At 59.4% G+C, this 14604-nt stretch carries 10 protein-coding genes; 8 read left to right on the top strand and 2 right to left on the bottom strand.

All coding sequences use genetic code 11. From position 1 onward, the window contains the following. The first annotated feature begins 6 nt into the window (after positions 1-6). From CUJ86_RS00735 to CUJ86_RS00725, 3 genes are read left to right on the top strand one after another with little or no spacing between them, the layout of a single operon-like run. Positions 7-3831: a PEGA domain-containing protein gene (locus CUJ86_RS00735; RefSeq protein ID WP_130645653.1), complete on the top strand. Its 3825-nt coding sequence runs from the start codon at positions 7-9 to the stop codon at positions 3829-3831. 9 nt (positions 3832-3840) lie between these two features. Beyond that, positions 3841-4605 (top strand): hypothetical protein, encoded by a 765-nt coding sequence (locus CUJ86_RS00730; RefSeq protein ID WP_130645652.1) that lies wholly within the window; start codon positions 3841-3843, stop codon positions 4603-4605. Further along, positions 4602-8198 carry a PKD domain-containing protein gene (locus CUJ86_RS00725; protein ID WP_130645651.1) on the top strand — a complete coding sequence of 1199 codons (3597 nt, stop codon included), beginning with the start codon at positions 4602-4604 and terminating at the stop codon, positions 8196-8198. The genes CUJ86_RS00730 and CUJ86_RS00725 overlap by 4 nt, the downstream gene beginning before the upstream one ends. Positions 8199-8597: 399 nt before the next feature. On the opposite strand, the gene CUJ86_RS00720 is transcribed toward CUJ86_RS00725, so the two are convergent. Then, positions 8598-9290, bottom strand: a complete 693-nt coding sequence (locus CUJ86_RS00720) for a metal-dependent hydrolase (RefSeq protein ID WP_130645650.1) — start codon at positions 9288-9290, stop codon at positions 8598-8600. A 153-nt stretch (positions 9291-9443) separates the two neighbouring features. Between CUJ86_RS00720 and CUJ86_RS00715 the strand changes: the two genes are divergently transcribed. The 5 genes from CUJ86_RS00715 (at position 9444) to CUJ86_RS12235 (ending at position 12342) form a co-directional block, all read left to right on the top strand. After that, positions 9444-10118, top strand: a complete 675-nt coding sequence (locus tag CUJ86_RS00715) for an ABC transporter ATP-binding protein (protein WP_130645649.1) — start codon at positions 9444-9446, stop codon at positions 10116-10118. Next, positions 10115-11278: an ABC transporter permease gene (locus CUJ86_RS00710; protein WP_130645648.1), complete on the top strand. Its 1164-nt coding sequence runs from the start codon at positions 10115-10117 to the stop codon at positions 11276-11278. The genes CUJ86_RS00715 and CUJ86_RS00710 overlap by 4 nt, the downstream gene beginning before the upstream one ends. 336 nt (positions 11279-11614) lie before the next feature. Next, the gene (locus CUJ86_RS00705) at positions 11615-11944 is read left to right on the top strand and encodes a hypothetical protein (RefSeq protein ID WP_130645647.1); all 330 of its coding nucleotides are present in this window, start codon (positions 11615-11617) and stop codon (positions 11942-11944) included. Positions 11945-12083: 139 nt separating this feature from the next. Further along, positions 12084-12212 carry a hypothetical protein gene (locus CUJ86_RS12240; protein ID WP_268878231.1) on the top strand — a complete coding sequence of 43 codons (129 nt, stop codon included), beginning with the start codon at positions 12084-12086 and terminating at the stop codon, positions 12210-12212. A 7-nt stretch (positions 12213-12219) separates the two neighbouring features. Further along, a complete protein-coding gene (locus CUJ86_RS12235; protein ID WP_268878230.1) occupies positions 12220-12342 on the top strand; it encodes a hypothetical protein in 123 nt (40 codons plus the stop codon). 101 nt (positions 12343-12443) lie between these two features. Here CUJ86_RS12235 and CUJ86_RS00700 read toward each other — a convergent pair whose 3' ends face one another. Continuing rightward, positions 12444-14594, bottom strand: a complete 2151-nt coding sequence (locus CUJ86_RS00700; RefSeq protein WP_130645646.1) for a hybrid sensor histidine kinase/response regulator — start codon at positions 14592-14594, stop codon at positions 12444-12446. Positions 14595-14604: the final 10 nt, after the last annotated feature.

Raw genomic sequence — 14604 nt, 5'->3', positions numbered from 1 at the left:
TTGGAGATGAATACGAGAAAGATCCTGGTGGTGGGGTTCATCCTCACCGCCCTTCTGGTTTCAGCGGCATCCGCGGCTGACCTTATGGTCACGCCCCAGAATTCTACCAGTGCACTCGGTGATATCACCGATCTGACACTGCGGGTTGAGAATGTTGAACATCTCGGTGGGTTTGATATCGACCTGCGCTGGGACCCCTCGGTGGTCACCCTGGTCACCGAACCCGGCGGCGTGACGATCGGCCCGCTCTTCTCCGGCGACGTGAATGACACCGCCTACAACGCCCAGAGCGGGCGTATCCGCGTCGCTGCGGTGAACGCAACGCTCGATGGTGTTTCGGGCAGCGCCGACCTCTTCACGGTGCGCCTGCGGACTGCTGACGACACCGGCAAATCGACCGATGTTGTTGCGGTCGTGAACAACTACGGTTTCCTGAACTCGACGAGCGGCGACGACATCCCGGTGGACTCGATCACGAACGCCACGATCACCACGCAGCGGGTCAACCGCATCGTATCGAGAGTTGGTGTCCCGAGTGAGCGTGTGCCCGAGGGCGCAGAGACCCTCGGCATCTTCACAGTGGTGAACCAACGCGGCATCCCGACCTCGGCACTGACGATCAACACCACCATCTACGCCCCCGACGGTTCGGTCTTCAACACCACCGAGCGGAGCGGGGTCACGCTGGCGGCATATGGACAGGACGTGCAGCGGACCGCGTGGACGCCGACGGCGGGGGGCATCTACACCCTCAATGTGACGGTCACCTCCGATACCGGCCTCCCGGTTGTCGGCACTCCAGCTGCCGAACGGTCGGTGACGGCAAGGGAATACACGCTTGAATTCTACCCCTATGTCTATGGACCGTCCCGTGCCCAGGCAGAGCAGTGGTTCGGGGTGGCCTGGTACGTCAAGCCGAGTGAGAGCGGAAGGGTGCATTACAACCTGAGCGTTCCTGCCGGAATGGAAGTCTATAGCGATGCTGAAGGCGACCGCTGGATGGGTGGCGGCTACTGGAACTATATTGGCTTCTCTATGCGGACCTCGAGACCCGGCACCATTGCCGCCGATTCAATCAACCTGACCGTGTCGGCAAACGGGAAGACGGTCTCGAAGACCTCTCCTCGTGATGTCTTCATCTGGATCCCATCCATCCCGGTCAGTTCGGTGGATTCGGTGAACGCCAACAGCGACAGCACCTTCGGTATGACCTTCAACACCCTGCACACCAACAACACCTATGATAATGTCACCACCATCACCGTCCAGTCTGGCGCCCGCGGCCGAACCCTGACGGGGCTTGGATATCTCGTCCGCTACCCCTACGGCTGTGTCGAGCAGACCACATCACAGATGCTCGCCTCGCTGAATGTGAAGAACTACTATCTTGACCGCCCTGACAAACCGACCAACTACGCCACGATCCGCGACGATGCCAACGCCTCGGTGCAGGGCGGCATCAATGTCCTGGTGAACGGGGGGACGCGCGGCCAGCACTCTGACGGCGGATGGAGCCTCTGGGGCTACGGTGCCTCTGAGTCGTCCTCGAGTTCGTACGCCGCCTACACGCTGGCGCGGGTGAACGAGTCCACTGAGGACTTAAACCGCCTGCTGACCGGCAAGATCAGCACCGGCGATACCGTCTCCTCTGGCACCGTCAACTTCGAGAAACTCGTCGAGTGGTTCCACGAGAACCCGGACAACCCCTCGAGCGGCACCTGGACGTGGAGCGCCGGCGTCTGCCATGCCTGGACCCCGACCTCGAACACCGGGTTTGTGATGCTGATCCATGACATGATCAGGACGCAGGGCACGGTCTCCGAGCCCTATGCGACCTACATGACGGAGAACATGCAGAACGCCACCCGCTACTTCATTGAGAATCAGGCTGAAGACGGGCACTGGGGCGGCAACGACGATAAGGCAATGGCAACGGCGCTCGGCCTCTGGGGTCTGGAGTCCTATGGCACGACCTCTGTCGATGTAACACAAACCCAGATCGACAATGCAAAGGCGAATGCGACCGCCTGGCTCATTGCAAACCAGGACTCCGGCGACGGGCACTGGGATGCAGACTCGTACTACGGCTGGTACAGCAACGGCCGCAGGACCGAGAGCACCGCCTATGCCGTGCTCGCCCTGAACGCAACCGGCATCACTGCGGACAACGGGACGATCCAGAGAGGCGTGGGCTGGCTGATCAACCAGTACGATTCCGGCGGCAGCTGGGGCTACACCTGGGCCACCCAGGCGGCGATCGATGCCCTGATCCACTGTCAGCCGATCGTGGTGAGTTCGGGTACGATCGATGTCTCCATCGACGGCACTCCTATCTGCACCATCACCGTCGATTCAGACACCCCGAAGGAGACCTACACCCTCACTGCCGACCAGATGGCGGCGATGATGGCGGTCGGCAGTCTGAAACGCACGATCGATGACTACTCCACGGTGAAGGAGCACCAGGTCGAGGTGACCAGGTCCGGTGGCGGAACGGGTGCGATCCTTGTGTCGGTCGAGAACGACCAGCGCGCACCGATCAACGAGATCGATGACACGATCGAGGACAGCGGCACCATCCAGATGCTCGGCGACGGCTTCCCGGACACCGGAGCAACGGGTGTGCTCAGCGTATCCGAGAACATGGACCTCCTCGGCGATGCCCTGCCGCAGGCGATGCTCGACTCCGTCAGCCTCACCTCAAGTCCGTCCCCGCTGGTGGCGAACGAGTCCGGCGAACTGACCCTGCGGGTCGTTTCGGGTGAAAACGTTCTCTCGCCGCTGATCGAGGTTCCGATCGAGGGCTTCACCTTTGCAAACGGCACCATCACCGAGAACGGGGAGACGGTCTCCTATGAGAGGCTGAGCAGCTCGGTCAACGATGACGCCACCTCGATCTACATCGAGCCCGACCACTGGGAAAGCGGTTCGACCTATGACTATGTCTTCGACGTCACGCCCGAGCAGGTGGGCACCCTTGACTTCCAGCTCCGGTTCAGGCCGCTCTACGACGAGATGAACGTCACCCTCTCGGAGAAGAGCCTGAGCGTCACCGGCCGCGGCGCTGTGGAAGTCTCTGTCACCGATGAGGACAGCAACCCGGTGGAGGCGACGATCATTCTTGACGGCGAGAGCCAGACGGCATCGAGCCACACCTTCACCGGTCTGCTCGCGGGCACCTACCCGCTCTCGGTCTCGAAGGAGGGCTACATCACCGTCAACGACACCGTTGCCGTCACAGCGAACAGCAACACCAGTGTCACGGTGATGATGCCGACCGATCTCACGACGCCGCGCCTCATCCTCTCGCAGGGGAGCGGTTCACTGGGCGGTGTCTCCGAGGTTCCGGCCGTGCTTTCGGCGGGCTTTGCCGAGAACGCCACCTACAACGCGACACTTGTTGGCAACGGCGGAATGCTTGGGCTTGCCCTTGAGTTCCCGGAGCGCTTCATGCTGAACGACCCGGTGGTCACGCTGAACGGAGAGATTCTGAACTCGAGTGAATATGAGGTCAGGAATGGTTCGTTCTCCAATCTGGATCCGTATCAGGAGTTTGTAACCACCAATGCGACTATCGTCATTTACAATGCACCTGATGGCGTTTCTGAAGTCTCAATCAGGATCACCGGAGGTCTTGCGGGTCAGTCACTTGTCGGGGAGGACATTGTTGGTATCTGGGATGCCCTTCGTGTTGCCCAGTTTGATGCGTATATTAAGGGTGCCCCCGAAACCTATGGCTACTGTGATGTCACAGGTGACCAGATGGTCAATATTGCTGATGCACTCAGGATTGCCCAGTATGATGCAGGGCTAATCCCTGATCTCAACTAAGGAGGTAATATGAAAAAATCACCATTTTTGATTTTTCTGGCTGTTCTGACAATTAGTCTGGTTTCACCGACTATTGCCGCTTCTGTCATCTACGAGAACAATTCTCTTATCGTCGCCGGTGTGCCGGATGACGGCATAGGGCTTGGTGCGTTTGATATCGTCCTTCTCTATCCGGAGGATGTTCAGGTGTCGGGCGTTACACTCTCCTCCCCCTTCAGCGGGGCGGTCAATGATCAGCAGGACGGTATGGTGATTCTGGCCGGATTCCAGGTTTCTGAAATACTCACCGGGGATGTTCCTGTGGCCTCGTTGACGGTGACGGGTGATCCTGCTTCACTGGATATCAGGGTACGCTCTCTGCTCAACCAGAGATCTGATGAAATTCCGCGGACCAATGCTGATTATGCAGTGCCGGTTACCCCGACAGAAGAGGGTCCGGAAGACTCAGATGACTCTGCCGGTATTCAGACTCCCGGAGGTTCAGAAGATACAACTCCACAAACTACAGAAGTTGCTACATCTGGACCCTCGGTTCAGGAAGACAATGGTGATGACACCGGCGGCGCACCCGAATCCGACATAACTCCGATCGCCACAACAGCAGAGGAGATCACTGTTACAACGGGTATTTCGGCATCTGAGGCTTCAACTGTCGCTACGCAGACCTCTCCGCAGAAATCGCCCCTCTCGTGTTCCGGAATCTTTATATCAATTTGTGTTGCTGGTTTAATATGTTGGAGAAGACATCATAATACAATTGAGGAGGTGCAATGATGGATAAATCCCGATTATTGTTTATCTCCTGTTTTTTGCTGCTTTGCTGCCTTGGAACGGCGCAGGCGGCTGGAACAGGGACGGTCTATGTGACCAATGCGACAGACGTAACGCAGGCTGATCCTGGAACGGTTCATCTTTATCTGGATAACCAGTTTGATCCGGCAGCCGGGGCATATAATGTCCAGCTGACCTTTAATGATACGATCATTGCCTATGTAGATGGGGTGAAAAAGAATGCATCGAACATCAACCCGGTGGGCAATGTCATCACGATCAATGGTTTTGATGCATCCGGTTACCCGATTGGCCCAGTCTTGCTGGCTGATCTGAGGTTTGGAGCGGTCAAGGATCCTTCTGATGGAAGCATCTCTCCGATTACGATCAAGGTGAATTCGGTACGAGACACCGATCTCGTTGAGTTGAAGACGAGTGTCACCATCCAGAACGGCACGGTCGCCACCCTCGACCAGGTCCCCCCTGCCATCACCATCACCACGCCTGCCACGGTCTCCTCGACCTTCAGCATCACCGGCAGCATCATGGATGTCGGTGGCGTCTGGGGCAACAGTGCCACCGCATGGATTGACAACGGCACCTACAACCAGACTGTTGTACTCCCGCTGACGCAGACCGCCTCCGACACCTGGACCTTCGACACCCAGGTCACCTGGCCGGTCTATGAGGCCGTGACCCTCAAGGTGATGGCCAGCGACCCGAAAGGAAACCGAGACACCGTGGAAAAACTGATCGAGGTTTCGCCGGTCGGTTTCTCGAGGCCGTACCCGACAGGCGCCAGCAATGTGCAGCCTGTGCAGATCTCTGCCTTTGCCCAGCAGATCAATCCGGCCACCTTCACCATGACGCTCTACGGGGCGCAGACCATCCCGCTGGATTTCGATTATATTGAAGGCTATGTTGTTAATATGACACCGCCGGCGATGGCCGACGGGGTCTGGTACGTGAACGTCACCGGCACCGACCTCCTGCTCCCGCCGTCCGATCGCTACCTCAACTGGAGCTTCACGATCGACACCGTCCCGCCGGTGATCAACGCCTTCGCCATCGCCGGAACCGATGGTGACGACTATGTCGAGGCCGAAGAGACGCTGAACTTCAACTGGAACGTCGCCGGTGCGGACACCGTCCGCCTCATGGACAACGACACACAGGAGATCTTCTTCACCTCGACCGACGCCGTCGGTGCGGGGAGTGTCAGCATTTCGGTCGGCAACCGGAACATGGTGTTTGCCGCCCTCGACGAGGCGGAGAACGTCGCCTATGTGCCCTTCCACCTGTATTACAACTACATGGCCTGGATAAATTCGACAAAGATGGGCACGATCTCAGGCATCGACACGAACTTCACGGCGATGCGGCAGCTTGACCTCACCGCACAGGGGTCGGTTACCCTCTACAATGCCCGCGAGGTGCCCTTCCCAACGCTCGGCGACATCGCCCGCTCGGTGACGCATGTGGGTCAGGTCACGAACGACACCTATGTGGATGTCGATGACACCGCCAATGCGACCTACACCGGTGCCGACACCTATGACAATATCTGGACCTATAACCCGGGCAGCGTGCTCAACTTCCAGGTGCAGGCACCCTACATCGACGGAGCCAACCTCCTGATCCTCGAGGCGAACGAGAGTTATCTTGCCCAGATGGCAAACGAGGGCAAATCTGCCGAGGGTGACGTCGACTACAACAAACTGATCCAGCAGAACGCCTGGTTCTTCATCAACGGCGGCTACTGCAAGTATACGGTCAACGACATCGGCACCCTCTCTGAGGTGCCGGGCACCCAGCAGGGCAATGCCATCACCATCCCGGCCTCCGGGAAGATCATGGACACGCTGGCGCTGTCTGCCAACCAGGTGAACCTGAGCACCGGTTACCGCCTCAGCACGCAGGCCCTCCCGGACCTCGTCTTCCCGGCCGGTGACTACATCATCGCCGCCATCAGCGTGGACGACGACCGCATCGGCTTTGTTGAGGCGATGCCGTTCACCGTGATGAACACCAACGAGGTCGGGACGGTGCCCGCATCCGTCAACCGCGGCACCGACTTCGATGCCTCCTTCACCACATCCGCCCGGCGTGTTTCGGCGGTCGTGCTCAGGGACGCCACCTGGGATGCGACGGTCGGTATCGACGCTAGCGCCCTCAATGTGGACATGATCCGCGCCAACCTGACCTATGACGGCATCCCGGCGACAAAGAAACTCTACGGCAACATCTATGCAAGCCCTGACGCCGCCGGGTATGCAGTCGCCTCGAACACCACCACCGTCTCGGTCCCGACCGACGGTCTGCTCGCCGGCACCTATGGTGTCTACCTGGTGGCCGAACATGTGAACGGCACGGTCCAGGCCTTTGGCGTCCACCAGATCCAGGTGCGCACCCCCGGTGCCCCGGTGGCAGACTTCAACATGACCCCGACGACCGGGTTTGCCCCGCTGGCGGTCACCTTCGCCGACGAGTCCACCGGGAACATCAACACCTGGGCATGGGAGTTCGGCGACGGCACCACCTCCACCGTGCAGAACCCGCCGACCCACACCTACGCCGCACCCGGCACCTACCTCGTGAACCTGACGGTGACGGGCTTTGGCGGCAGCGACACCACCCAGCAGACGCTCGTCGTCACCTCACCGGTGCCGGCGGCAGTCTTCACCGCAACCCCGACCACCGGCACCGCCCCGCTGACGGTCACCTTCACCGACCTCTCCACCGGGAACATCACCGCATGGGCCTGGGACTTTGGTGACGGCGCCACCTCCATCGAGCAGAACCCGACCCATGTCTATGTCAACGCCGGCACCTATGTGGCGAACCTGACGGTCACCGGTCCGCTCGGCAACGACTCGGCGGTCGCCACCATCACCGTGAACGCCCCGAGTGGCGGCGGTGGCGGCGGCGGCAGCTCCGTGACCACCTCCACCTCGACCGGTTCGGCCGAGATCCTCACCGCCTCCTGGGGCGGTGTGCTCAAGCCCTACATGGTCTACTCTCAGGAGAAACGCGCTGACCTCTACCTGAATACGGGTGTGACCGCCCTCGACGCCGACGGCAATGCCCTGAAGGAGATCGAGATCAGTGAACTCGACGATGTGCCGGCGGTCCCGTCCGGTGTCTCGTTCGCCTTCCTTGGGTATGCGGTGGAGTGTTCGCCGGCAGGCGCCACCTTCGCCCCGGCAATCGACCTCACCTTCAACCTGAGCGATGAGGAATGGGCCACGGCGCTTGCAGAGGCAGGCGGCAACCCGGACAATCTTGTCGTGAAGTGGTACAACCCGACGACCCAGGTCTGGGAGAACGTCCCGACGGTCGTTGACGCCGCCACCCACACTGTGACAGCGTCGATCACCCACTTCAGCACCTACGGTCTCTTCACCGACGCTGCAGTCGTGACCCCGGTCACGCAGGAACCGACGACCCCGTCGACCACGGTGCCCCCGGTGACGACCGTTCCCTCGACCACTGCAGCACCGTCCGGTGAGGGCGGTCTCCCGATGACCTGGATCATCCTGGTCATTGTGATCGTGGTCGTGGCCGCCGGTGCATACCTCTACATGCAGCGGCGTTAAAACCCCATTTTTTCTATTTTTTGCTCTATTGGGTCGTGGATTTTACTTTAAGAAAATTGATGTTCCTGTTTCTCTCGCTTTCCCGCTCCTCCCCCTGCCATGAGGAGAGGGCGAAGACGGTTCTCTCAGGCAACTGAGATGAGGGGTCTTCCCCGTGTAAATCGTCGCAGGCTGAATGGGGGTGAGGTCAATACAACAACGCTGACATCATCTCCCCCGGTGATGTCTCAATCCCGGTGCCTCTCCACCTGAACGAATGGCACTTTCATGCGATCACGAAACCTGCCGGTGCGAATCTGGAGTGGGTGGATGAACCTTCCACAGGAACAGGGTGGGGAGATCACAATGGAGGGTGCCCCGGCGCCACACTCTCCCGGCGGTACACTCTGGTTTGCGCCCTCAGGGGTTCGTCCCGGATCCGTTCGTCCTGAAAAAGAGTGCCGCACACCCCGAAAGGGCGATCACCGCCCCGCAGAGGATGTTGTCCTCGGCGCTCTCCCACCCGGTGAGGGGTGCGGTGATATCCAGCACGCCGGCGCCTGCCGTCCAGATGCCGACGAGGATGAGCAGGATGCCGAGGGGGGGGAGGATCCGTTCAAGCGCCCTGCCCCCGATGATACTCTCCCCCCGATAGAACAGGAACAGGCAGAAGATTGCTGTCGCAACGAGGAGGAGCCATTCGCTCGGTGCCGAAATTTCGGAGATCACGAGGTCCATGAACGATGTGGTGTCGCCGGAGCCGCTGAAGGGCCCGAGAAATGGGTAATACCAGTTTGTGGGTTCGCGCCACATGGCATCCAGCACCTGGTGGGAGGCGATGCCCGCTCCTGCGGCGAGCACAAGCACGTTTCTGGAGCGCCAGAAGATCAGGGCGCCAATCGCCAGCACGATGACCAGGAAGAGGAGGGTATGCAGATAGATCCTGCCGTATCCGAGCGATTCCGCAAGGAAGATGTGGCCGAGGGGTTTGTCGACGATGTCGGGGATGAGTGCGCCGAGGGCACAGGCGGGGATGGCCCGGCGGTCCCCGCATGCCCGGGCAATGATGATGCCGATGACAATCCCGGCGATGAGGTGGCAGGCGAGAAACATCCGTATGATCACTTAGAGTCGGCGCATATGTAGCTATCCGGTGCGGCAGTCGGCAAATATATAGTGAGGGGTGAGATAAGTATGAGAATACGCCCCGCACCCCTCCCTCCGGGTGCGGGAACCCCATACCACTGAGACAGGAGTTTTTCTGCGATGGCCATGCCGGTAATCGAGATGAAGGATGTGAGAAAGGTCTATCCGCGTCCTGCTGGGGACGTGGTCGCACTGGATGGTCTCTCCCTGGAGATTCTGGAGGGCGAGTTCGTTGCGATCATGGGTTCCTCGGGGTCAGGCAAGTCCACGCTCCTGAACCAGATCGGCTGCCTGGACGTCCCGACCTCGGGCAGTCTGCTGATCGACGGGCGGGATGTTGGTTCGATGACCGATTTTGAACTGACTGAGCTGCGTCGCGACGCCATCGGCTTCATCTTCCAGAAGTTCAACCTCATCCCCCTCCTCACCGCATATGAAAATGTCGAACTCCCCCTGATCATGAAAAACAGGCACCGGAGTGCCGCGGACCGCCCCATCGATCTCCTGCGGCAGGTGGGGCTTGAAGGAGAGGTGATCACCCACACCCCCCCCGAACTCTCGGGCGGGCAGCAGCAGCGGGTGGCGATCGCACGGGCACTCGCAAACGATCCCCGGATCCTGCTCGCCGACGAACCCACCGGCAACCTGGATTCCCGCACCGGCGAGCAGATCATGGACCTGCTCGCCGACCTCCACCGGCAGGGCAGGACGATTGTTATGGTCACCCATGACCGGCAGACTGCGGACTACGCCGACCGGATCATCACCATTCTGGACGGGAGGATCGTCGGATGATCTTCTCTCGCATCCTCTTTGACCTTGCACGCCGGAATGTCAGGCTGCACTTTCTCCGCTCCCTGCTTGCGGCGGTCGGCATCGTCATCGGCGTGCTGGCGATCACGGCCATGGGGATCATGGGTTCGACCCTGCAGCTCAGCGTCTCCTCGCAGCTCTCCGAGGGGGCCAATGCCCTGGTCATCTACCCGAAGGCGGTCTCAGGGGACGACGGCGGGATCACCGAGCGGCAGGTGCGCGATATCAAACTGGCGGCAGGTGCAAACACGGTGATCCCCATCCATGCGGGGTCCGACCGGATTGCCGTCGGATCGACCTCCGGGTATGCGGCGATCTATGCCCTTGACCCCGGCGATATCGAAGACATCGCCGAGGTCGCGGATGGGGTCTCTCTCCGGGGGGGAGAGGGGGCGCTGGTCGGACCGACGCTGGCGAGCGAATATGATATGCGGGTGGGGTCCAGGATTGCCGTGGGGCGGGAGGACACCCGTATAAAGACGGTGCGGGTTGTCGGCATCCTGGAGGAATCGGGTTTTTCCGGAACCATGATGACCGACAGCGGAATCATCGTCTCTGACACCTGGTTTACCTCGACCTATGGGGATTCGGGCTATGATATGGTCCAGGTGGTGGTGGACGACATCAACGACATCGACCGCGTCAAGGATTCGATCGAGACGAAAATGAACCGTCGTGAGGAGACGGTGACGGTCTGGGACTCCCGTGCGTTTCTGGACATGATCAACGAGGCGCTCGGGAACATCTCGCTGTTTGTCATGGCAATCGGCGGGATATCCCTGATTGTGGCGGCGGTGAGCATCTTCAACGTGATGCTGATGTCGGTCTCCGAACGGATCAAGGAGATCGGGATCCTGCGTTCCATCGGCGTCCAGAAACACGAGATCAGCCTGATATTCCTGTATGAGGCCGCAATCCTTGGTGTGGCGGGTTCGGCGGTGGGGGCGCTTGTCAGTCTGATCGGCGGATATGCCCTCGTATCGGTGATGTTCCAGGACACCACCTATTTCTTCGCCCCGCAGACCCTGCTCTATGCCCCCCTCGGCATGGCGATCGGGATCATCGTCTGTGTGCTCTCCGGTGTGTATCCGGCGATACGGGCGGCAAAACTCAATCCGATCGAGGCGCTCGGGGCCGAGTGAGGTGTGTGTCCATGCAGGGGACGGATGCCGGGGCCGTGTCATGGCCATCTTTTTGGCAATATCTGCTCTGCTGTCAAAATAGGTCATTAATTTGGGCTATTTTCGTTATTATTTCCCAATTAAATCATATTTTTCTATTGAACATGAAGGATAAAGTCGAAGGGTATTTATCTGGGTCTGTTGCATTCTGAGTGGGAGATCCGGTGCCGGTCGATGCCGTAGCGTTGTGATCCCCGGGGTGATGCCTTGAGCGACATCAACATCCGTATTCCATTTCCTTTTGACGATGATGGGTATATTGCACGGTCCTGCCCCTCATGTGAGCGGACCTTCAAGATGCAACTGACTGAGCAGGAGATCGGGCGCATCTCCAGAGCACGTCTGAATTCCTTCAATGTACTGAACTCCAACCGCCTCTACTCATTTGAAGAGGATACGGTGACCGACAGTTCCTGCCCGTACTGTGGGTATTCGGCTCCGGTCAACCGATGGTGGACCCATGAGCAGCGCAGTTATATTCAGGTGTATGCAAGCATGGTGATCCGGGAGATACTGCTCCGGGATCTGGCGGAAGGACGCGTATCCGGTGCCGGGCACTCGGCGGGACGCTATACGACCCGTCTGGATTTCCAGGCAAAACAGGAAGTATCGCTGTCCATCCCCTGATGGATCTTTTTTCCGTGTGCCCGACCGAGACCCACGATCATGATCTCTGGATAGATCTGAAGCGTTTAGGTTGCAGTCCGGCAAATGGCCCTTTCTCCATGATCTGGCTGGAATAATCGATCCTGGCAGATCCATCCGGTTGCAGCAGGCACCGGAGGCCTCGGGCCGCCAGACCATTGAGAAGGGTGGTCCTGACTACCCCCTCAAAGATTTCGGGGTTTTTATCGACCGGCAGAACATGGTGGAGGAGAAGGGCGACTGTTTCTGAACCCGTGATGCTTGCCGGGGTGCGCGCCGGCGAGGTCTTCAAGATGCCTGTTTGTCCAGATGATCCGCCCGTCCTGATCAGAGATGGCGATTCCCTCGCTGAATTCTTCGAGGAGTTCGTAAAAGGGTGAATATCCGATACTGCACTATTCAGTCTGTGCCTGTGCCGTTGCGCAGGTGTTGTCCGCAGGGCGGATGAAGATTCTCGATTGACTATTTTGGTGACCGCGGCTCAACGGTGTGGTCCGGACAACGGCGTCAGGGGATCCCCGGAACCCGGTCGGGGATTCTGTTCACGCACCCGCCGATGCCTTCCCGCCGGCACGCTGATCACGAACCGCGCCCCCTGCCCCTCCTCACCCTCCTCGATGATGCCGCATCCGGTGATCCCGAGCACTTCCCTGGCAAGGTACAGCCCGAGACCGGTGTTCCGCCCGTATCCGCGCGCAAAAATCCGTTCTTTCTCTGCCGGCGGGATGCCGGTGCCATTGTCCTCCCAGGTGAGGATGAGCGTTCCCTCTTCATCCCGGCATCCGACCCTGACCTCTGTCACATGCCCCCCATGACGGATGCTGTTGTCCATGAGGTTCTCAAAGACCTTCCTGAGGAGGGGGTCTGCATACACCTCAACCCCTCCGCATTCCACCTGCAGTGCGACGCCGTCGGTCCGGAGGCGGGTGAGCAGCGGTCTGAGGCCCTGCCAGACTGGAGCATGAACCCCGAGGTCCTGATAGGTCCGGGTGAATTCGATCTGGTTCCTGATTGCCCCGGCCGCCTCCTCACTCTTCTTCAGGTAGTTGAGAATCGCCGGTTCTTCGGTCTCGTCCTCTATGATCTCGAGATAACCATGGAGAACGGTCAGGGTGTTGAGAATATCGTGGCGGGTAACGCTGCTGAGCAGGTTCAGCTTTTTGTTCACCTGAACAAGACGGATCTCGCTCTCTTTCAGTTCTGTGACGTCGCGTGCAAAGCAGAAACACCCTTCCTCACCCTCGAAGCTGGTGTGAGTGCAGGTAATCTCCATCGGGATCATTAGACCATGCCTGGTACGGAAACTGCTGTCGACAGCGATAGATCCCCCCTTCTGGATGGAGGCGAGATGGCGCCCCCACTCCTCAGGGGTGAATTCCGGGTCGATATCCCAGATGTGCATCCCGAGCAGTTCCTCTCGCGAATACCTGAGCAACCGGAACGCTGCCTCGTTGATATATACGATGCGTCCTGTGCTGTCCAGCCAGCAGGCGATGTCACGCCCCTGTTCCACGCCATACTGCACCAGTCGCATCGCCCGATCCGCCCTCAGGCGGTCGCTGATGTCCCGCGCCACAAAGAGGACGCGCCGTTTTCCGTTGAGTTTCGCCTCCCTGAATGTCGCCTCGATCCAGAAGGGGGTGCCGTCCCTCTGGCGGACGTGCCACACCACAACCTGCGGCCCCTTCTCATGTGCCCGTTCTGCCAGACCGATCACGCCCTCACGGTCGTAGGGGGGGGTGCCTGTGCTGAGGTCGCCCAGGCGCAGATTGTGAATCCTGCCCTCCCCCATGCCGAACATCTCCCGTGCACTCCGGTTTGCATCGATGTACTCCCCGGTTTCCGGATCGGCCACCAGGATCGCCTCTCCGGTGGCGTTGAAGATCTCCCGGTAGGTCTGTTCGCTCTCCAGCCGTTCGGAGAGGTCGTGGACTACCCCCTGGATCACCTGTCGGCCGCCGAGATCGAATCTGCTTGCGGAGATCTCGGCAGGAAAGGTCTGGCCCTCTCTGTCGATGCACCTGATCTCAAATATGATCTGCTCGTTGCCACCGATCCTCCTGAATGCCTCTTCGGAGAGGTGCCGATCTCCTTCCGGATGAATGGACCGGACATCCATTCCGATCATCTCGTCGTGGGAGTAGCCGAACACGTCCAGAGCCCTTTGGTTTGCTTCGATGATACGGCCCTCCATATCATGGATGAAGATGGGATCGCTGGCATGGTTGAAGATACGCGAGAATTTTGTTTCTGCACGTCTCCGGAGTACCGCCTGCCTGACCTTGTGAGCAAGTTCGGTGAACTGGGCCTCCGGGGCCCCGCCCTTCTGGAGATAGAAATCGGCCCCGTTGTTGAGGGCCTCGATCGCCACCTCCTCCCGTCCCCGCCCTGTAAAGAGGATGAAGGGGAGGGAGTCGGACCATCCTCTGATCGCCTTTAATAGCCCGATCCCATCGGTCCCCGGCATCTGATAGTCAGAGATGACGATGTCATATCTCTGGTCTGTCAGCTTCTGGAGGGCCTGTTCTGCCGATCCGGCGGTATCGACAGAGAAATCGTCGTTCATTTCGAGAAAAATCTTTCCGATCTCAAGCAGGCCTGGTTCGTCATCGACATACAGGATTGATATCATTGGAGATCGC

The sequence above is a fragment of the Methanofollis fontis genome (assembly GCF_004297185.1).
GTDB classification, from domain to species: Archaea; Halobacteriota; Methanomicrobia; order Methanomicrobiales; family Methanofollaceae; genus Methanofollis; species Methanofollis fontis.
Note: the sequence above shows the minus strand (reverse complement) of the source record. Positions and strands in the feature narration are given on the sequence as shown.

What these genes read in the sequence shown, in the direction of transcription:
- CUJ86_RS00735 (WP_130645653.1), top strand. Translation starts at nt 7, where the DNA reads ATGAATACGAGAAAGATCCTGGTGGTGGGGTTCATCCTCACCGCCCTT.
- CUJ86_RS00730 (WP_130645652.1), top strand. Translation starts at nt 3,841, where the DNA reads ATGAAAAAATCACCATTTTTGATTTTTCTGGCTGTTCTGACAATTAGT.
- CUJ86_RS00725 (WP_130645651.1), top strand. Translation starts at nt 4,602, where the DNA reads ATGATGGATAAATCCCGATTATTGTTTATCTCCTGTTTTTTGCTGCTT.
- CUJ86_RS00720 (WP_130645650.1), bottom strand. Translation starts at nt 9,290, where the DNA reads ATGTTTCTCGCCTGCCACCTCATCGCCGGGATTGTCATCGGCATCATC.
- CUJ86_RS00715 (WP_130645649.1), top strand. Translation starts at nt 9,444, where the DNA reads ATGGCCATGCCGGTAATCGAGATGAAGGATGTGAGAAAGGTCTATCCG.
- CUJ86_RS00710 (WP_130645648.1), top strand. Translation starts at nt 10,115, where the DNA reads ATGATCTTCTCTCGCATCCTCTTTGACCTTGCACGCCGGAATGTCAGG.
- CUJ86_RS00705 (WP_130645647.1), top strand. Translation starts at nt 11,615, where the DNA reads ATGCAACTGACTGAGCAGGAGATCGGGCGCATCTCCAGAGCACGTCTG.
- CUJ86_RS12235 (WP_268878230.1), top strand. Translation starts at nt 12,220, where the DNA reads ATGCTTGCCGGGGTGCGCGCCGGCGAGGTCTTCAAGATGCCTGTTTGT.
- CUJ86_RS00700 (WP_130645646.1), bottom strand. Translation starts at nt 14,594, where the DNA reads ATGATATCAATCCTGTATGTCGATGACGAACCAGGCCTGCTTGAGATC.